We start from the raw sequence: 19742 nt of genomic DNA, 5'->3' as shown, positions 1-19742 counted from the left end.
GCGTGTCGTAAGCCCCCTGTGCCACCCTGCCCAGAACTTTCCCAGGTGGGCGCCCCTTTACGCCTGTGTACGGGCCGGGAACCCGCCCGGTGCGCGAGCGGCCACCGCCCCGCGCAGGGGCGGGCGACGCGGGCGCCGACGGGGGCGGCCGGACGCCGCCGGAGACGGCGGGACGACGACTGCGGGACGCCGAAGACGGCGGCCGGACGCCGGCCGGTGACCCGGGGTCACCGGCCGGGCGGGTCAGACCAGGCCCAGCCGCTCGGCCGCGGTCGCGGCGTCGACCGGGACGGTGACCGGCTGCGGGGCTCCCGCGACGGCCCAGTCAGGGTCCTTCAGACCGTTGCCGGTGACCGTGCACACGATGCGCTGTCCCGGGTCGACCTTGCCCTGCTCGGCGGCCTTCAGCAGACCGGCCACCGACGCGGCCGACGCGGGCTCGACGAACACGCCCTCCTGCGAGGCCAACAGCCGGTAGGCGCGCAGGATCTCACGGTCCGTCACCTCCTCGATCAGTCCGCCGGACTCGTCGCGCGCGTCGAGTGCGAACTGCCAGGAGGCCGGGTTGCCGATGCGGATGGCCGTGGCGATGGTCGAGGGGTCCTTGACGACCTCGCCGCGCACGATCGGCGCGCTGCCGGACGCCTGGAAGCCCCACATGCGCGGGGTGCGGGTCGAGACGCCGTCGGCAGCGTACTCGCGGTACCCCCGCCAGTAGGCGGTGATGTTGCCCGCGTTGCCCACCGGCAGGACGTGGATGTCCGGGGCGTCGCCCAGCATGTCGACGATCTCGAACGCGGCGGTCTTCTGGCCCTCGATACGGACCGGATTGACCGAATTGACCAGCGCGACGGGGTAGTTGTCGCTCAGGCCGCGGGCGAGCGTGAGGCAGTCGTCGAAGTTCCCGTCGACCTGGAGGATCTTCGCGCCGTGCACCAGCGCCTGGCCCATCTTGCCGAGCGCGATCTTGCCCTGCGGCACGAGCACCGCCGACACCATCCCGGCGCGCACCCCGTACGCGGCAGCCGAGGCGGAGGTGTTGCCGGTGGAGGCGCAGATGACGGCCTTCGCGCCCTCCTCCTTGGCCTTGGAGATGGCCATCGTCATGCCGCGGTCCTTGAAGGACCCGGTGGGGTTGGCGCCCTCGACCTTGAGGTGGACCTCGCAGCCGGTGCGCTCGGAGAGCACCTGCGCGGGCACGAGCGGCGTACCGCCCTCACGGAGCGTCACGACCGGCGTGCTGTCGGATACCGGCAGCCGGTCCCGGTACTCCTCGATGATTCCGCGCCACTGGTGGGTCATTGCTGCCTACTCTCCTTCAACCCGCATGATGCTGGCGACACCGCGCACGGTGTCGAGATTGCGGAGCGCCTCGACCGTCCCGACGAGGGCCGCGTCGGACGCGCGGTGGGTGACGACGACGAGGGATGCCTCCCCGTCCTTGCCCTGCTGGCGAACCGTGTCGATCGAGACACCGTGCTCCGCGAACACGGTGGCGACCTGGGCCAGGACACCCGGTTTGTCCGCCACGTCCAGACTGATGTGGTACCGCGTGACCACCTCGCCCATCGGCGAGACGGGCAGCGCCGCGTACGCGGACTCCCCCGGTCCGGTGGCCCCGTTGAGCCGGTTGCGGCACACCGCGACCAAGTCGCCGAGCACCGCCGACGCGGTCGGCGCGCCGCCCGCGCCGGGACCGTAGAACATCAGCTGCCCGGCGGCGTCCGACTCCACGAACACCGCGTTGTACGCGCCGCGCACCGAGGCCAGCGGATGCGTCAGCGGGATCATCGCCGGGTGCACGCGGGCCGTGACCGAGGCGCCGTCCGCCGCCCGCTCGCAGATGGCGAGCAGCTTGATGGTGCAGCCCATCTCCTTGGCGGAGGCGAAGTCCGCGGCGGTCACCTCGGTCATGCCCTCGCGGTACACGTCGTCGAGGCGCACGCGGGTGTGGAAGGCGATCCCGGCGAGGATGGCGGCCTTGGCGGCCGCGTCGAAGCCCTCCACGTCGGCGGTCGGGTCGGCCTCGGCGTAGCCGAGCGCGGTGGCCTCGTCGAGGGCCTCCTGGTAGCCGGCGCCGGTGGTGTCCATCTTGTCGAGGATGAAGTTGGTGGTGCCGTTGACGATGCCCAGCACCCGGTTCACCTTGTCCCCGGCGAGCGACTCGCGCAGCGGGCGGATCAGCGGGATCGCGCCGGCGACGGCGGCCTCGTAGTAGAGGTCCTTGCCGTGCTCCTCGGCCGCGGCGTGCAGGGCCGCGCCGTCCTGGGCGAGCAGCGCCTTGTTCGCGGAGACCACGGACGCGCCGTGCTCGAAGGCGGTGGCGATCAGCGACCGGGCGGGCTCGATCCCGCCGATGACCTCGACGACGACGTCCAGGTCGCCGCGTTTGACCAGGGCGGTGGCGTCGGTGGTGATGAGCTCGGCCGGGATGCCCTCGCGCACCCGGTCCGGGCGGCGCACGGCGACCCCGGCCAGTTCCACCGGGGCGCCGATGCGGGCGGCGAGGTCGTCGGCGTGCGTCGTCATGATGCGCGCCACCTCTGAGCCGACCACTCCACAGCCCAGCAGCGCCACCTTCAGCGGACGCGTACGCATCATCCGACCTCGTTTCCTGATTACCGTCTCGGTTGCACCAGTCTCACTCACCGGACGGACGTTTCTGCCCTATGTCCGGATCGTGAGACATCTATTTCATTTTGGCGGCCGGGGAAACCGGAGATCTTCCGCCGCGCCGCCCGCCGGCTAACCGACGTCCAGCCGGAGCAGGTCCTCCTCCGTCTCCCGGCGCACGATCACCCGCGCCTCGCCACCGCTCACGGCGACCACCGGGGGACGCAGCACGTGGTTGTAGTTGCTGGCCATCGACCGGCAGTACGCCCCCGTCGCCGGCACGGCGATCAGGTCCCCCGGAGCCAGGTCCGCCGGCAGGAACGCGTCCCGCACCACGATGTCACCGCTCTCGCAGTGCTTGCCGACGACGCGGCACAGCATCGGCTCGGCGTCGGAGGTGCGGGAGACCAGGGCGACGCTGTAGTCGGCGTCGTACAGGGCGGTCCGGATGTTGTCCGACATCCCCCCGTCGACGGAGACGTACGTGCGCAGCCCCTCCAGCGGCTTCGTCGTGCCCACCTCGTACAGCGTGAACGCGGTCGGCCCGGCGATGGCCCGCCCCGGCTCCACCGAGATGCGCGGCGTGGCCAGCCGGGCGGACTCGCACTCCCGGGTGACGATCTCGGTCAGCGCCTTGGCGATCTCGTGCGGCTCCCGCGGGTCGTCGTCGCTGGTGTACGCGATCCCGAGCCCGCCCCCGAGGTCGATCTCGGGCAGCTCGACCCCGTGCTCGTCACGGACCTCCTTGAGCAGCCCGACGACCCGGTGCGCGGCGACCTCGAACCCCGACATGTCGAAGATCTGCGACCCGATGTGCGAGTGGATCCCGATCAGCTCCAGCCCGTCCAGCTGCAACGCCCGCCGCACCGCCTCGGCGGCCTGCCCGCCCGCGAGCGGGATGCCGAACTTCTGGTCCTCGTGGGCCGTGGCGATGAACTCGTGCGTGTGCGCCTCGACGCCGACCGTGATCCGGATCTGCACCCGCTGCCGCCTGCCCAGCGACTGCGCGATGTGCGCGACCCGCACGATCTCCTGGAACGAGTCGAGCACGATCCGCCCCACCCCGGCCTCGACGGCACGGCGGATCTCCTCGGGCGACTTGTTGTTGCCGTGGAAGGCGATCCGCTCGGCGGGCATCCCGGCCGACAGGGCCGTCGCCAGCTCCCCGCCCGAGCACACGTCGAGGTTCAGCCCCTCCTCGTGCAGCCACCGCACCACGGCCCGGGACAGGAACGCCTTGCCGGCGTAGAACACGTCGGCCTCGCTCCCGAACGCGGTGCGCCAGGCCCGCGCCCGGGACCGGAAGTCGGTCTCGTCGAGGATGTAGGCGGGCGTGCCGAACTCCTCGGCCAGCCGGGTCACGGGAATCCCGCCCACCGTGACGACCCCGTCCTCGTCCCGGGCGACGGTCTCGGCCCACACCTTCGCGTCCAGGGCGTTCAGATCGGCGGGCGGTGCGGAGTAGTGCCCCTCGGGAAGGACATCGGCGTAACGGGGCCCGGCGGGGTGTGCGGAACGGCTCATTCTTCGCGTGCTCTCTCAGAGGTGGTCGGGTGCGTCGATGCCGAGCAGGTCCAGGCCGCCGGCCAGCACCGCCCCGGCGGCTTCGGCAAGCGCGAGCCGGGCACGGTGGGCGGCCGAGGGTTTCTCCTCCCCGAGCGGCAGCACGTCCGGCAACAGCGGCAGCACGGCATCCGCGACCCCGACGAGCTGCCGGGCCACCCGGTCGGGCGCACGCTGGGCGGCAGCGACGGCAAGGACCCGGGGGTGGTCGCCGAGGACCGCGAGCAGGGCCCGCCCGGCCGGCCCTTGGACGGCCGTCTCCCCGGGCTCGGCCCGGAAACCGAGGTCGGCGGCGTTGCGCAGCAGGGCACGAACCCGGGCGTGGGCGTACCGCACCCGGAAGAGGGGATTGCTCTCCCGCTGCACCAGATGCTCCCCGGAGACGACGACCCGATCATGCGCCGCGGGATACGCCGACGCCCACCGGGCGGCGTCCCGCCCGAGGCCCAACAGAGCGTCGGGGGCGGCTACGGGGACGGGGGTGAGGGGCGCGACTACGTCACCGTGGGGGGCGGGGGCCGCAGGGAGGCTGTCGGGGACGCCGAGGACCGTGTGCCAGGACGAGGGGAGGGGGATGTCCGTGCTGGGGTGGGTGTGGACGCGGGTCTGGACGCGGGCGCGGATGCCGCTGGGGCTGTCGGCGTGGATGTAGGCGTCGGCGCCTTGCGACCGGAGGATGCGACGGAGCACGTCGGCGTGGACGACGGCCCGCACTTCCCGGGGAACGACCAGCGGGACGACCTGTCCGCCGAGGACGTCGCTCTCCCCGTACCGCGCGCCGGCCGCCAGGATCTCGGCGACGAGGGCGACGGCAGCCGAGCCGCGCAAGCTGATGTTGAGGAACCCGGGCCCGGTGACGACGACCTCGCCGATCCCGCGCTGCCGGAGCAGCTGCGCGCGCAGGATGCCGGCCACCCGCTGCGGGGTCTCACCGGCGGGCCGGGCGAGCTGGAGGGCGACACCGGTGGCGTAGTCCCCACACCCCCCGCCACCCGGCGGCGCGACCACGACCCGCTCGGGCACGGCCACGTCCAGCTCCCCCTCCTCGACAGCACAACGCACGGCGCGCAGCACGGTGCGGGAGAGCTCGACGGGGGTCACGGGACAAGCGTAGGCGAGGAGGGGGGTGGGTAGGCGAACCGGTTTGCGGTGGTCCCGCGATGTGGACAACGGGGTGGACGGGCGAGGGGGGCGGGGGGAGGACCGGCACCACTCCCCCACTCCCGAAGGTCCGCCACTCCCGAAGGCCCGCCACTCCCGAAGGTCCGCCACTCCCGAAGGCCCGCCACTCCCGAAGGCCCGCCACTCCCGAAGGTCCGCCACTCCCGAAGGTCCGCCACTCCCGGAGGTCCGCCGTCAACCTCCCGCGTGATCGGCAGCCCACTGGGAACCGTCGGCGCTGCCGGCGACCCGCCCTAGCCGATCCACGCCGGGGCCTCCCGGCCGTGGGCCACCGCGCTGCCCGCGCTCGACCAACTGCCTCACGATGTGGACGAGTTCGGCAGGCTCGAAGGGCTTGGCGAGAAAGGCGTCGACCCCGACTTCGAGCCCGCTCTCGACCTCGTGCGGATTGCAGGCACTGACGATGGCGAGCGGCAGATCGCGGGTACGTGGATCCGACCGCAGCCGCGCAGCGGTCCGGATCCCGTCCAGCCGCGGCATGACCACATCAAGGGTGACGGCGTCGGGCCGCACCTGATGAACGACTTCGAGACACTCGGCACCATCGGCCGCGGTCACGACCTCGATGCCCTCCAGCTCGAGATTGACCCTGATCAGCTGCCGGATGACCTTGTTGTCGTCGACAACAAGAACCCGGCCAGACGCCCCTGACACAACTCGAGAGTAGGTCCGGACCGACCACCGCGTCCGGCTTTTCCCCACTTCCACCCCGCACGGGCGACCCACCGCTCACGGAGCTGACCGGAGACGCCTCCCGGGCCTCGGCGGGACCTCGGCCGACTCACGAAAAGGGGTTCATGACCACCCCACCGGAACTGGTAGTGTTCTACCCGTCGCCGCGATCACCGCGCCCGACACGCCCCCGTAGCTCAGGGGATAGAGCAACGGCCTCCGGAGCCGTGTGCGCAGGTTCGAATCCTGCCGGGGGCACTCGCCGAGCATCAGCAGAAATCAAGTGCTGACCAGGGCGGATGCCGACAGAAGAGGGCTGGAGTCAGTCTCACTGACTCCAGCCCTCTCTCGTTGTCTCTCGGTGTTCGCGACACACCTACGACACACTCGTCACCTCAGGCGTAGCTACATACCGCGCCAGTCACGATGAGGGTGCTGCGAGGGACCAGGGGTTGGACGCCTCTATCGCCGGAGGTCTTGGGCTCGTCGGCGCTGTCGCAGCGGCGGCCGGCACCACGTGGAGTGCTCGGATCGACAGAAAGGCCCTGGAGGCCACCCATGCGCCACCGGGCCCACACGTCGTCCGCGGTACGGGTGCCGTCGGCGTCCTGGGTGTCGACGCGACTCGTCGAGCGCGCTACTCATTGCGACGAATCCTCCCTCTCTATGTCTTTACCTTGGTATCCTCTCAAGAGGGGGTGCCATGGCATACGTGCAGATCCATGTCATTGTCAACACGGGACCGGAAGCTGACGAGCGGGAGCGCGCGGAGGGCACAGCTCAGCTGCGCAAATTACTACTCCAAGTCGGTGTGGAGGAGGTGCGGCTGCAGCGGGACGAAGGCCGACCCCCCAACACCAAAGCCGGGAACGGCATTGTTCTAGGCGCAATGTTGGTTACTCTCGCACCGCACGTCTTCAGCTCAGTAGTCTCCCTTTTCCAGACGTGGTCGGAGCGGGCCGCTGGCCGCAGCGTGGAGATCGTCGAGGGCGAGCGCTCCTTGGCCGCTTCCGGCCTGTCCGAAGTGGAACAGCGCGAACTGATTGACGACTTCCGTCGGAGGACGGCCACATCCCCGCAGGAAGGGGAGACACCCCAGGGGGAGATGACCCATGGGAGTCCGTGAGAGCCTGATTGTCGCGACGTCGACATACGCCGACTCACAGTTCAGTCGGCTCATGGCTCCCGGCCGAGACTCCCAGTCTTTGGGCGCCGTGTTATCGGCACCAGACATTGGAAACTATACGGTCCACACAGCTCTGGACCAACCCACACACGTCATTCGGCGCAAGGTGCAGGAGTTCCTCGTCCGCCGTAGGACCGACGATCAATTACTTCTCTATTTCTCCTGTCACGGCATCAAGGACGACGACGGCTATCTGTACTTTGCCGGCACCGACACCGAACATGACCCGGCCTTGCTGGAATCCACCGCAGTCTCAGCAGCTTTCCTCAGCAGTCAACTTAGTCGCTGCGTAGCCCGCAGCATGGTGCTCCTCCTTGACTGCTGTTACAGCGGGGCGTTTGACCCCGGCGCGAAGGGCGATACGACGGTCAACCTCCGCGACCGCTTTCATGGCACCGGGACCGCCGTCATCACCGCGACCAACGCACTCCAGTACGCCTGGGAGGGTGACCACTTCACCGAGACCGGACAGTCACAAATGTCTGCCTTTACCGCGGCGATCGTCAGCGGACTCCGCACCGGCGAGGCTGACCGCGACGGCGACGGGTGGGTGTCCGTCGAAGACCTGTACTTCCATGTGAACGACCGCCTTCTGGCGAGCGGCGCCAGGCAAACGCCTCATCGCTGGCTACTAGGCGGAGAAGGCAGTATGGCGATCGCCCGGCGCCCCAACAGAGACGGGACCTCGGACGGCCGCACTCCCGACCTGGCCGCCACCTCCTATGCTGATCAAATCCGCCTGAAGGGGGCAGCCGGTAACAGGGTTGAGCAGGTCCTGCCACAGCCCACTTCAGCGCTCGAGAGGAGACCACAGAGCAAACTCGATGACGAGGCAGACGAAACCTCGACGCAGACGGCAGCGCCACGCACCAACCCCCGAATTCCCAGACCGCTTTCCTCCCTCCCCCTACTCAACGGCTACGGAAACGCGCCTGATCCATCGTCGCCCCCACCGGACCCGTACCCCGTGGTCCCGCGCAAAATCGAGGTCGGGCAGTGGGCGATGCATCTGGCGTTCAGCCCAGACGGCGCACTCCTGGCCATCGCGACCACACGCCATCTCGGCATATGGGACCTGCGCGATCCCAATACTTCGAATATTGTGTGGCGGAAGAAGATAGGCACTTTATGGAATCCATTGGAGGCCATGGCTCTCAGTCCAGATGGCACACGACTGGCCACTGTCGCAGATGAAGACGAAGCCGCAGTGATCTGGGATGCCGCCACCGGCCAACAACTCCTCAAGATCCAGCTCTCGAAGGGTCAAGGAAAGATTAGGAGCTTGGTCTTCAGTCCGGACAGCATTCGCGTAGCTGCTGTAGGCGAGCGTGGCACCCCGGTGCTCTGGGACGCCGTCACCGGCCGACACCTCCTCGAGATCCCGAAACGCGGCGACGACGCCGTTGATTGCCTCGCATTCAGTCCAAACGGCACCCGCTTGGCGACCGGCGGCGTCCGCGCCGCGCTACTGTGGGACGCCGCCACCGGAGCACGGCAGCTGCTATTGGATCACGATACTGTCAGTCCGGTCGCCTTGACGTTCAGCCAGGACGGCACCCGCTTGCTTACCGCTATCCGCGATACCGTGGTGTTCTGGGACACCATCTCTGGTGAACAACTGCTCCAGATTCCCCTGCGCGGTGAGCCCGATTTTTTTCGGCATGCCGACAGTTGGACTTTCAGTCAGGATAGTACCCGCCTGGCCGCCATCCGTCACGGGACGGTGGCAGTTTGGGACACTTCCACAGGCGAACGACTGCTCGATGTGCAGCACAAGAAACCCACGTGGGGTTTGGCATTCAATTCAAACAGCACCCGCCTCGCGACCGGCAGTCTCGACAAGACTGCTGCCGTGTGGTCCCTCAGCTAAGACGGCGTTTCACGACTGTCGGGTTACGCCTCCCACCTGTACAAACAAGCCGGACAGCGCCAAGCATCAGTGAGCGTTTTCCAACCTGGCGCTCAGGCTGGCCAGTTGGGCTGACAACGAGTGAAGCCCCTGGTAGATGGGTTTTCGACCAAGAGAACCGTCTCCACCAGAGGCTTCACGTGCTTGTCAACCCGTCGGGCGTCGACGTGTCCAGCTCCGCCCTCCGCTTCCTCGCGCAGCAGTTGCGGCGCCACCGCCGCGCGAGCGGCTCCCGGTGGCGGCGCCTGACCGCCGGCCGCCAGGCCCTGCTCACCCTCGCCCATCTCCGGGTGGGACACACCTATGCCCAGCTCGCCGCCGGATTCGGCGTCGGCACCACGACGGCTTACCGCTATGCCACCGAGGCGGTCGAGCTCCTGGCCGCTCTCGCCCCCAGTCTGGCCGACGTGGTACGGACCGCGTCGGCGAAGGCGTATCTGATCCTGGACGGCACGCTCCTGCCGATCGACCGCATCGTCGCGGACCGGCCGTTCTACTCCGGCAAACACAAGGAGCACGGGGTGAACGTACAGGTCATCGCCGATCCCTTCGGTCGGCTGCTGTGGGCATCACGGCTTTGCCCGGTGCCGTCCATGACATCCGCGCGGCCCGCGAACACGGCATCATCGACGCCCTGGCCGAGGCCGGTGTCTCGTGCTGGGCCGACAAGGGATACCGAGGTGCCGGAGGCACGGTCCGCATCCCGTGCTGGGGGCGGTGGGAGACCCTCTCCTCAGGCCAGCAGGCAGTGAACCGGTCCCACGCGAAGATCCGAGCCCTCGTCGAGCAGGCCGTCGCCACCCTCAAGGTGGCGGCTCCTCTGCAAACTGCGGTGCTCGACCACCCGGATCACCAGCCTTGTCCAGGCCGTACTCACCCTTCATCTGACCTGCTCAAGATGAAGATGGAAAACGCTCACTGTTCGCGCACCATCTGCGATACACGCGACACACCTCCGACACGCTCCGGGCCTGCGCTTACAGCGACGCCTGCCAGCCCCATCGCGCTGCCTTGACCAGCCGAGCCATGCCCCTGACACTTGGCGTATGACATCTGTACTACGAAGCGCCGGAAGGAGGACTGATGACCCCTGAAACCCGAGGCAAAAAAGCCAAGCCATCTGTTACCCGCACAAAGCGAGGCGAGGCGAGTGTTACACGCAGCAGGACGACCAAGACCCCTCTGAGTAGCAAAACCACGCAACACGCAAAGTCTGATCAGTACCGTGGACGGTCCCAAAAAGGCAGCCACTCTCGATCTACCGAAGTGGCTCAGGTCAGACTGAGGCCTGACGAAATGGCAGACCTGCGACTGGTGATGCAGTCCCTGAACCTGCCATCGGTCTCCGATGCGCTTCGAGAGGGACTCCGCTTGCTCTCACGCGAGGCAGCGGAGGTAGCAGCCTCTGAGGAGATTCGGTCCTTCTACCAGGGGGCTCCCGCTCCTGCTCCCGCAGGTGTACTACCCGCCACGGCAGAGGAGCTGGCGGCAGGGGACGAAATCGAATGGTGAGCCCCGGCACGGCGTTGCGCGGTGAGGTCTGGGGATGTGTGCTGCCAAGCCCCATTGGCGCACATCCGGTAGTGGTCCTCACGGTCAATCGCATTGCTGAGCCCCTATCGGCGGTGACGATTGCTGTGGTCACGGGGACGTCTGGACCTGCAGCTACTCACATTCCCATTGGTCCTGAATGCGGCGTTACCAAATACGACGAGTCCTACGTCAACTGCACTGACCTGCACACAGTCAACAAGTCCAGGCTCCGTAGGCGTCTCGGACTGTTAGATCCGGCCGAGATGAGGCAGGTGGAGAACCGCGTTCGCGTGATCTTAGGACTTTCCTAGCACTCAGCCGCAGATCGTGATCTTGCTGACTTGTGTGGAGTAACGATGAGGGTGGCCGCAGGTCACAGCATAGATCCCGTCCGCTCGCGGGAGGCGTTCACCGGCATCCCTGGCCACGCTGGTCAAGGTCGCCGGCTCCAGATGGCGGGTGGCGGAAACCTTCCCTATTGAGAAGGGCCTGGCCGGGCTGGATGAGCACCAGGTCCGCCGCTATCCCTCCTGGGCCCGCTGGGTCACTCGCGATTCTGGCCCACGCCTTCCTCGCCGTCGTCCGCGCCGACCAACACGCACACCGGCCCACGCCGGACGGCCTGATCCCGTTGACCTGCAACGAGATCTGCGGCCTGTTCATCGCGCTCGTCGCCCGACCCGTCCACGGCGCGGCCCACCGGCTTGCCTGGTCCGACTGGCGCCGCCGCCACCAGGCACCATCACGCACCAGTTATTACCGGCGGCAAGCCGCAACCCAGACATGAAGATCACGAACTACAGCTGGAGTATGAACCCGGCCCTACTGTGCCGTGATCGCTACTTCGCACTGCGCTACCTGTGCCCGTGCGCCCGTTCACCTTCTCTGCTGCTTACCGCGCCTTCTTCGTGCAGCGGACTGGATGGGCGGGCAGGCACAGGCGTCCGCTTTACCCGTGCAGCCAGATCCGCAGCGCCCCGATCGGTTCGAAGCCGTGGTGGAGGGCGGCTTCCAGGTCGGCGGTGTGTTCGTAGCCGACCAGGGGGTGGCCGGGGAAGAGGGTGTGGGCCGCGTTCAGGATCATGGGCCAGGCGGTGTCCAGGTCGTCGTTGCGGGCGAAGACGTTGGAGATGCCGACGACGTGGTCGCTGCGGCTGGCCACCGCGCCGGCGGTCACCGTGCCGTCGGGCGCGTGTCCGGCCAGCACGGCAGTCGCCGGGTCGTTCAGCAGCTCGGGGCGGAACAGGTCGGCGTTTCCCTGGCCGTTGTCCCAGGCGTGTGCCCAGGTGTGCAGGGCGGGCGCGGTGTCGACCACGCTCCAGGGGACGTCCGATGCCACGGCGGGGGCGCTCGCCGGGCGGTGGATCCACTGGGCCTCGAACAGGATGCGGAAGCCGGCTCCCGTCAGGTCCAGGTCGGCGAAGCTGTCCTTGATGGTGGCGCCGGGGGCCGTGAGGTCGATGCGGTTCAGGAGCTCGGTCGGGTCGGCGTCCGGTACCAGTGTCACCGCGTCGGGGTAGTAGGGCGGTGTGCGGGTGGGGGCTGCCCAGCTCTGGGGGCCGAAGCTGTTCGGCACGCCGTGTGCCCCGCTCATCACCGCGCACCATTCGGCGTTGTTGCGGGCGGCGGCTCGGACCAAGGACTGGGCCAGGGGCGGGAACAGGGTCTGCTGGGGCGTCGTCACGGGGTCGGATTGTGGCGAGTCGGGGGCGTGGGGGCTAGTGACTTTCCGGGGGCCGGGGCCAGGGGCCGGGATCCGGCGTCCGGGGTCCGTGCCCTTTGGTTCGTTTTGATCAGCGGTCGGGCTTCGGCGATCAGCGTTTCGCTGCGTGAACGCCGCTCATCGGGGAGCGCGCCCTTTTTTCTGCGGCGCCGAAGCCAGGGGAACGGAAAACGGGTTGGCCGACTTGGTTGGGCTACGCGGCTGGAATGTGACGTGTTGTGATGTGTGGCTGTCCCGGCCGGATGCGGGGGCGTCCGAGGCATTCCCGGTCAGCGGGGTGGGACGGCCGGGAGCCGGAAAGGGTTTCCGATGGTTCGGAGGATGGCCGAAGTGTGTCGGCGAGGGGTAAACCGAGCGTGGGCGTGATGCACGCCACAATTCCTGTCGGGCGGAAAGGCCTTGTTCGGTAAATGGGCGGTGGATGACGCTCGTTCCACCTGGGCAGCCCGTCCGGGGGAAACGGGAAGGAGAATGCGATGAAGCTCATCAAGGCCGCTCCCGCTGCCAAGAAGGTGACCTTTTCGGTGATGTACAACGCGCCGGTCTGATCCGACGCGTTGCGCAGGCGTGGGGGCGGGGCGCCCCGCCCCCACGCGGCACACAGAACAGAGCTCGCGGCACGCAGCACAGGTAATCAGCGCGGACGCAGGTAATCGGTGTGGGCGCGGACCGCGCGCGGTGAAATGGACGGCTACGGGAACGGGAACGGGGCTCAGGGTGCGTCATGTCGTGGTGTCAGCGGATCGTGGGGTCGTGAGTTTCTCGCCGGTGAAGGCGCTCATCGAGGAGACCGACCGGTCCTCGTGGCCGCGGGAGGCCCTGATCGGGCTGAAGCTGATCTCCCCGGAGGATCCCGCGTGCTCCGGTATCGACCGCGAGGCGAGTCTCACGGATGCCGCGCAGGCCCAGGAGCGGATCCGGTTCTTCCTCAAGGACCGTCTGACGCGCAACTTCCGTGATGTGGGCCGGGCGTGGCTGTCCGCCGTGGGGCCCTGTGTCGTCGAGGTGGTGCGGGCCGAGTGGCTCAACGAGGGCAGCCGGCTGTTCCTGGAGACGCTGGCGGGCCTGCCGGGGCAGGACGTCGAGGTGCGGTTCCGGGTGGGCGCCGGGGATGCCGAGGTGACCGCGCAGCCGGTGAAGAACGTCCGTGAGGAGACCGTCGACCGGTTGTTCGTGCAGGTCGCGATGTTGGCGGAGCGGGATCTGGAGTACCTGTACGAGCAGGCGGTGGAGTATCTGAGCGTCGGTGACAGCTGGACGGCCGAGCGGATCCTGCGGGGCATCCAGCCGTACCACGACGTGCCGGCCGTGTGGGGGCGGCTCGGTCTGGCGTACACGATGCAGGACCGGACGCTGGAGGCGGAGTTCTGTTACCTGCGGTGGCGCCTTGACCCCGACCCGGTGGGTGTGGCCGGCGCGGACTACGCGCTGTCGATGCTGTACGCCCGCCATCATCCGCCGCACCTGCGCTCGCTCGACCGGACCGCCGAATACCTGGAGCACGGGTACGCGACGCTCGGCCGGGTCGGCGAGGACGACGAACGGGACCTCACCTTCCACCGGGTGTTCAACCGGAACGGGTACGCGCTCGTGGAATTCAGGCGGGGGCGGGTCGACGCCGCGATCGAGCATCTAACCTCGGGGATCGCGCAGTTGCGGAACGGGACGGCGTTGCACCGGATGCATCAGACAGTGCTCATCTACAACCTGGCCCAGTGTTATCGCCGCATCGGCAGGATTGATTCCGCGATCGACACCTATCGTGAACTGCTCGGTCTTGACGGGAAGATGCCCGAGTATCATATGGAGCTCGCTCATTGTTATGTGAGCAAGGAGCAGTTCGCCGAGGCACTGGCCGCACTGCGGGAGGCCCGGGATCTCGGGCCGAGTATTCAGGAAGTGCATTCCCTGCTGGGCTTCACTTATCTGCAGCTCGGCAGGACGGCGGAGGCGCTGGATGCCTACCGCACGGCGCATGCCTGCGACCCGTCGGACGTCGAGGCGTTGTACGACTACGCGTATCTCCTGGCGGAGTCCGGGGAGTCGGCGGAGGCCCTGCGGCTGGCGCGGAGCGTGGACACGGGCCGGCTGCCGGCTGAGCAGGCGGCCAGGTTCCTGACGCTCGCGGCCGAGCAGCATGCCCAGCTGGGGGATCTGCCCGCCGCCCACGCGGCGTTGGAGGAGGTCCTCGCGCTCACTCCGGACGATCCGGCGGCCCGCGCCAATCTTGACCAGGTGGCGGCCGCCATGGCGTGAGCGTGCCCCCGAGCGAGGAGTCCTTGTCCAGAGCCGAGAAAGAGCCCATGATTCCGTCCCCTGCCACGCCCTCCGGGCGCGGTCTGCCCGTGCCGGGCGCTCGTCGCGTCGTGGCGTACACCTTCATGTTCTTCGCGGGCATGTGGCTGTCGAAGACGGTGCACCCGCTGTACTTCGACCGGCACGACCATCTCGTCAACTTCGGTCTCTCGTACACCGCGATGGCGCTCGCGGGCACGACGTCGGTGTTCATCGGCCGGCTCGCGGACCGGTGGGGGCCGAGGGCGGTGCTCGTCGCGGGTACCGCCCTGTACGCGGCCGGGATGGCGCTGCGGATCGTCCACGACAGTGCGCTCGTCGCGGTCGCGTCCGGGCTGGTGGCCGGGGTCGGGGCCTCGTCGGTGTTCATCGGCCTGCGCACCTGGACCCTGCACAACACGACCGAGGACCAGCGGGTGGGGCTCGTGTCGCGCCGGGAGTTCATGACCCAGGCGGGGACGGCGCTGGGCATGGGCACGGCCGGGGCGCTCGCCGCGTTCGTGGGTGCCGGTGATCCCGGGTACGTCACCGTGCTGCTGCTTGCCGCGGGGTGTGTCCTGTCGGGGCTGCTCCTCGTCCCGCCGAGCCGCCCCCATGACGTCGCCGGCGGTGCGGGCGCGGACGGTGGCGGCGAGGCCGGGTTCCGCACCGTGTTCCGGCAGTACCGGGGGCTGGCGCTGGGCATCGTGGGGCTGGGTCTGCTGATGGGCTTCTACGTCAGCATCCTCAGCCCGTATCTGCCGTTGCTGCTGGCCGAACGCGGGGTGCCGGTGGCTCTGGTGGGTGTCGTGCTCGCCGTGGCCAGCGTCGTGCGGCTGATCGCGGCGGCGGTCGCGGGGAAGTTCCTGCGCGCGCGGTCGCCCCTGGCGGTCTTCCTCGTCTCCGAGAGCTGCTGTGCCGCGGCGACGCTTCTGCTGGCCCTGTCGGTGAGCCCGTGGCTCGCTGCCTGCGCGCTGGCCGTGCGGGGCGCCTTCCTGCTCGGGGCCACGGTGTCCCAGGAGCTGCTGCAGCTGAACGCCTTTCCCGGTGCGCTCGCCGGGGTCTTCTTCGGACTCGTGCAGAGCGCCTTCCTGGCCGGGGACTCGCTGGGCGGGGCGATCGGCGGATGGCTGTACCACCAGCTCGGCAGCTCCCACACGGTCCTGATCGCCACCGGCCTCACCCTGGCCAACGCCCTGCTCGTGCCGGCCTTCTACCGCCGTCTGCGCGGACTGGCCGAGGCCGGTTCGGGCCCCGATTCGGAAAGGCGGAGCGCGCATGCGGCTCGCTGATGCCGTGCTTCCCGGGCACCACCTGTGCCGGACCTTCTTCCGCGAGCGTGAGCGGTTCCTGCTGTCGTGGGACGGCGGCCCCGTTCTGGGCGCGGTCGGCGACGACGGCATGCTGCACATCGCCGCGCCTGCGGAGGCACGGCGGGTGCAGGGCGGCGCGCGGGTCGGGCTCGACGGCGACGCGGTCCTGTACGTCGAGGAACGCGAGGTGTTCGTCGCGGTGCACCTGCCTGCGGGCGGCACGGAGGTCGTCGTGGTCGAGCACGGCCTGGACGGCGGGAGCGAGCGGTGGCGGGCGGTGTTGCCGCCGGCGGGCCGGGGTGGACGGACCCTGACGGACGTCGTGCACGGCGTGGACGAGGCGGGCACCGCGTGTCTGGTGCTCACGGTGCGGGACGAGGCCGGCGGTGTCGCGTTCCACGCGGTCGGTCCCGGTCGGGCGGCGCGGACCCACCGGCCGTCCGTGGCCGGGCAGTTGGTCCACTGGGACCTGCGCAGCGACGCCGTCGTCGTCCGCGAGGACCGCGGTCCGTGGGACCCCCGGCTGCACCTGGAGCGTCCGCTGTCCGGGGCCGCCCCGGAGTCGGTCGTGGCGCGGTGGGCGGACGGCCTGCAGGGGCGCGCGCTGCTGGTCGGGACGCCCCCGGACAGCGAGGGCCGCCCGGTGCTGTGGGACCTGGCGGCCGGGTCCTCGGTGCCCCTCGCGGGACCTGCCGGACACATCGACGACGCACGCTTCGTACGGGACGGCAGTGGGCGGATCCTCGTCGTGGTCACCGCCGACGGCTCGGACGTCCCGCACCTGTGGTCCCCGCGCACCGGCACGAGCGTCCCCCTCGCGTCGCACGGCACCGGCCGGCTGCGCATCCGGACGGCCGGGCCGCGCGGTATCGGGATGTACCAGGTGTCGACGCTGGGCGGCTCCGGCTGGCTGTGGCTGGGCCACGACGGGGCGGCGACGCTGCACCGCTCGCCGGGGGAGGTGCCCCGGTACGGCGGGCGGGCCACGCTGTCGTCCGTCCGCTACGGCCGGACGCCGATGCTGCGGTACCTGCCGGAGCGGCAGCCGCCGACGGCCGTCGTCGTGTCGTTGCACGGCGGTCCGGAGTCCCTGGAACGCGACGAACTCCGCTGGGACGGCCTGTACCGCGACCTGCTGGACACGGGGATCGCCGTGCTGGGTGTCGACTACTGCGGTTCCGCGGGCCACGGGCCCCTGCACACCCGGCGCGCCTGGAAGGCGTGGACGTCCGCGTTCCGGGAGGACGTGGAGGCGTGTGTGGAGGCCGCCGCGGGGTGGGGTGTGGAGCCGGGCCGTATCGCCCTGCTCGGGGGGAGTTTCGGCGGCGCGCTCGCCCTGCTGGGCTGTGTGCTGCGGCACGACCTCGCCGGTGCGGTGGCCGCCGCCCCTCTCATCGACATCCGCGGGCACGCGGAGCGGGCGGCGGCCGCCGACCCCTTCTACCGGGACTGGTTCGCGGCCCGCTTCGAACTCGCGGCGACGGCGACTCCGGCCGAGCGGGTCTTCGACCCCGCGCACTTGGCCGGCACGGCCCCGGGGCAACGTGTCGTCCTCGTCCACGGCAGCGAGGACGAGGTGACGCAGTGGCAGCACAGCAGGCACGTCACCGACGAGGCCACGCGCCGCGGGCTGCCCTGGACGCTGGTCACCGAACCGGGCGTCGGCCACGTGCCCGCGGACGCCGACGAGACGGAGCAGCGGTACCGGAACATCCGGGGGGCGTTGTTCGAGGTGTTGGGGCGGACGACGCTGGCGTCGCGGTGATCCCCGGCGGCACACCCGGGGGCACGGCGGTCACCGTGGCGGGGTCACACGGTCGGACCTGCGGCGGGGCCGTCGATCACCCGACCCGTGCGGCGATGGCCCGCGCGCACTCCATCGCCTCGGTGCGGGTGGTGTCCACCTCCAGGTCGTAGACCACGCCCCGGTGCACCAGGTCCGCCTGGGAGGCGGCCATCCCGAGGGTGCGGTCGCCGCGTGCGACCTCACGGCCCGCGGCCACGGCACTGTCGCACCGGACGCCGACCCACAGCACCTCCAGACCGCGCAGGGCGTTCTGCCACCGCTGCTGCGACGCCGTTCCGCCGAGGAAGACCTCGTCGACGACGACCCGGGCGCCGGCGCGGGCCATGGCGGCGACCCCCTCGATCCAGGCCGCTTCCAGCGTCCGGAACTGCGGACCGACGACGACCTCGCCGTCCGGAGCGAACTCGATGCCCCCGTCCGACGTCTGCAGGGAGGCAGGCATCGCGTCGACCAGCGTGTCGGTCCCGAGGGTCAGCCACGGACCCGGCAGGACCGCCTGCAGACACCGGGCGATGCCGGACTTCCCCGAGCTGGAACCGCCGTTGAGCACGATCACTTGAGTCGTCACCGCGCCACAGTAGGGGCACCGCGGCCGTCCCTGAAACGGGTTTCCACGGCGGTTGCCCGCCCGGCGGTTGCCGCCGGTCACCTGGGCGCCAGGTCCCGGGAGGGAAAACCCCGGCTGCCGCCCCCCGCCTGCGCCATACTCCATGCGTGATCGAGAGTCCTGTGCCGATACCGTCGGCTTCGGTTCCCGCGGGTGCGGTCGGCTGGTCGTCCGGGGATGCGTGGGAGTGGGTGCGGGCTCGGCCCGCCGGGTGGGCGCGGCCGTTGTGGGCGGTGCCGGCGCTGCTGGCGGCTCTGGTGTGGGCCTTCGCCGTGGAGCCGGTGCCGGTGTGCAGTGAGGCGGTGCCGTGCGGGCCGGACTGGGGCGGCATGGCGCAGCTGGGGCTGGCCGTGGGGCTGGTGTACTGGACGGCCCGGGGATCGGATCTGGCGCTGGTCGCCGCGCCCCTGCTGGCCGTCTCGGTGGGGCTGACGGAAGTGCCGGGCGCGGACGCCGCGTCGGCGGTGGCGAACCTCGGGGTGATCGCGGCCGTCGGGCTGTGCTGGGCCGGTGCCCGGGAGCGGGTGGCGGCCCGGCGTCGGCAGCGGGAGCTCGCCCTGCGGGCGGCGGGAGAGGCACGGCACCCGCTGCCGGCGTCCGTGCTGCCGTTGCGGCGGGGCACGGTCCTGATCGCGGTCGGGGCGACGCTGTGCGGCCTGGCCGCCTGGGCGGTGGGGATGGGCCTCGGCGGTATCCGGGCGGACGAGCGGCGCGCCGACGCGGCCGTCGCCGTGGAGGCCGAGGTGGTCGCGCGGCACGACCTGTCGCTGCGGGTGCGTCTCGACGGTACGAGGACGGTCACCGTCGACGCGCTCTTCCCGGAGCACTACCCCGTCGGGGGCACGGTGACGGTGCTGGAGGACGGGACGTGGCGGCGTCTGGTGGCCGAGCCCTACGACGCCTTCGACTGGCAGCTGTTGGTCCTGGTCGCCGGACTGCCCGGGCTCTCGCTGCTGGGCTCGGGACTGCTCGCGCGTCGGCGGGCGGCGGCCCTGTGGCGGGCGCCGGTGCCGGCGTTGCGGGTGCTGGAACGGCTCGGGGAGGACGGCCTCGTCCGGGTGTATGCCGCGGACGATGTGGCGGGCAGTGACCCGGTGCTGGTCTGCGACCGGGTGTTCGCCGTGCGGGTGGCCGGTCCCGGGGAGCCCGTGGTCGCCGACCCGCGTGCCGTCGAGCCCCGGCTGCGTGAGGCCGTGCTGTTCGGGGCGCCCCACGACGGGGGCGAACTGGTGCTGGTCACGACGGGGGCGCCACCGCACCCGGTGCGGGTACGCGGCCACGCGCGGGTGAAGGTCGGGGCGCCGGCGCCGTGGGGCAGCCGGTAGAGCACCGTATCCCCGGGTGGGCCGGCGAGTTGGTG

The 19742-nt window shown here is 70.1% G+C and carries 14 protein-coding genes, 1 tRNA gene and 2 pseudogenes; 10 read left to right on the top strand and 7 right to left on the bottom strand.

Going from position 1 to position 19742, the window contains the following annotated elements; translation table 11 throughout:
- Positions 1-243: 243 nt before the first annotated feature.
- From thrC to ACIRPP_RS14375, 5 genes are all read right to left on the bottom strand, one after another.
- A complete protein-coding gene (gene thrC, locus ACIRPP_RS14395) occupies positions 244-1302 on the bottom strand; it encodes a threonine synthase (RefSeq protein WP_403641788.1) in 1059 nt (352 codons plus the stop codon).
- 6 nt (positions 1303-1308) lie between these two features.
- Positions 1309-2601 (bottom strand): homoserine dehydrogenase, encoded by a 1293-nt coding sequence (locus ACIRPP_RS14390; protein WP_164335378.1) that lies wholly within the window; start codon positions 2599-2601, stop codon positions 1309-1311.
- A gap of 144 nt (positions 2602-2745) precedes the next feature.
- Positions 2746-4137, bottom strand: coding sequence for a diaminopimelate decarboxylase (gene lysA, locus ACIRPP_RS14385; RefSeq protein WP_403641784.1), 1392 nt, complete (start codon positions 4135-4137; stop codon positions 2746-2748).
- A 15-nt stretch (positions 4138-4152) separates the two neighbouring features.
- Complete coding sequence (gene nrtL / locus ACIRPP_RS14380; RefSeq protein WP_403641781.1) at positions 4153-5277, bottom strand: ArgS-related anticodon-binding protein NrtL; 1125 nt, start codon at positions 5275-5277, stop codon at positions 4153-4155.
- A 255-nt stretch (positions 5278-5532) separates the two neighbouring features.
- The gene (locus ACIRPP_RS14375) at positions 5533-6060 is read right to left on the bottom strand and encodes a response regulator (protein ID WP_360596345.1); all 528 of its coding nucleotides are present in this window, start codon (positions 6058-6060) and stop codon (positions 5533-5535) included.
- 156 nt (positions 6061-6216) lie between these two features.
- On the opposite strand from ACIRPP_RS14375, the gene ACIRPP_RS14370 reads away from it, so the two are divergent.
- From ACIRPP_RS14370 to ACIRPP_RS14345, 6 genes and pseudogenes are all read left to right on the top strand, one after another.
- Positions 6217-6288 (top strand) — tRNA-Arg (locus tag ACIRPP_RS14370).
- A 445-nt stretch (positions 6289-6733) separates the two neighbouring features.
- A complete protein-coding gene (locus tag ACIRPP_RS14365) occupies positions 6734-7156 on the top strand; it encodes a hypothetical protein (RefSeq protein ID WP_403641778.1) in 423 nt (140 codons plus the stop codon).
- Positions 7143-9086, top strand: a complete 1944-nt coding sequence (locus ACIRPP_RS14360) for a caspase family protein (protein ID WP_403641775.1) — start codon at positions 7143-7145, stop codon at positions 9084-9086. Before ACIRPP_RS14365 ends, ACIRPP_RS14360 begins: the two co-directional genes overlap by 14 nt.
- Before the next feature lie 179 nt (positions 9087-9265).
- A pseudogene (locus tag ACIRPP_RS14355) lies at positions 9266-10027 on the top strand (IS5 family transposase).
- Positions 10028-10630: 603 nt separating this feature from the next.
- Positions 10631-10969, top strand: a complete 339-nt coding sequence (locus ACIRPP_RS14350; protein WP_403641772.1) for a type II toxin-antitoxin system PemK/MazF family toxin — start codon at positions 10631-10633, stop codon at positions 10967-10969.
- A gap of 97 nt (positions 10970-11066) precedes the next feature.
- Positions 11067-11445, top strand: a pseudogene (locus ACIRPP_RS14345) (IS701 family transposase); the annotation flags it as partial.
- Positions 11446-11607: 162 nt separating this feature from the next.
- On the opposite strand, the gene ACIRPP_RS14340 reads toward ACIRPP_RS14345, so the two are convergent.
- On the bottom strand, positions 11608-12252 hold the full coding sequence (locus tag ACIRPP_RS14340) for a hypothetical protein (protein WP_403642180.1): 645 nt from the start codon (positions 12250-12252) through the stop codon (positions 11608-11610).
- Positions 12253-13134: 882 nt separating this feature from the next.
- Between ACIRPP_RS14340 and ACIRPP_RS14335 the strand changes: the two genes are divergently transcribed.
- The 3 genes from ACIRPP_RS14335 (at position 13135) to ACIRPP_RS14325 (ending at position 17733) form a co-directional block, all read left to right on the top strand.
- Positions 13135-14637 carry a tetratricopeptide repeat protein gene (locus tag ACIRPP_RS14335; RefSeq protein ID WP_403641769.1) on the top strand — a complete coding sequence of 501 codons (1503 nt, stop codon included), beginning with the start codon at positions 13135-13137 and terminating at the stop codon, positions 14635-14637.
- A 110-nt stretch (positions 14638-14747) separates the two neighbouring features.
- Positions 14748-15947 (top strand): MFS transporter, encoded by a 1200-nt coding sequence (locus tag ACIRPP_RS14330; protein ID WP_403641766.1) that lies wholly within the window; start codon positions 14748-14750, stop codon positions 15945-15947.
- Positions 15934-17733, top strand: a complete 1800-nt coding sequence (locus ACIRPP_RS14325; protein ID WP_403641763.1) for an alpha/beta hydrolase family protein — start codon at positions 15934-15936, stop codon at positions 17731-17733. The genes ACIRPP_RS14330 and ACIRPP_RS14325 overlap by 14 nt, the downstream gene beginning before the upstream one ends.
- Positions 17734-17809: 76 nt before the next feature.
- Here the strand turns inward: ACIRPP_RS14325 and cpt are convergent, their stop codons facing one another.
- Complete coding sequence (cpt, locus tag ACIRPP_RS14320) at positions 17810-18331, bottom strand: chloramphenicol phosphotransferase CPT (protein WP_403642178.1); 522 nt, start codon at positions 18329-18331, stop codon at positions 17810-17812.
- A gap of 158 nt (positions 18332-18489) precedes the next feature.
- Here cpt and ACIRPP_RS14315 point away from each other — a divergent pair, with 158 nt between their 5' ends.
- Complete coding sequence (locus tag ACIRPP_RS14315) at positions 18490-19707, top strand: hypothetical protein (protein ID WP_403641761.1); 1218 nt, start codon at positions 18490-18492, stop codon at positions 19705-19707.
- The last annotated feature ends 35 nt before the right edge of the window (positions 19708-19742 follow it).

The organism is Streptomyces sp. NPDC101219, assembly GCF_044767675.1.
In the GTDB taxonomy this organism is placed as follows: Bacteria; Actinomycetota; Actinomycetes; order Streptomycetales; family Streptomycetaceae; genus Streptomyces.
Note: the sequence above shows the minus strand (reverse complement) of the source record. Positions and strands in the feature narration are given on the sequence as shown.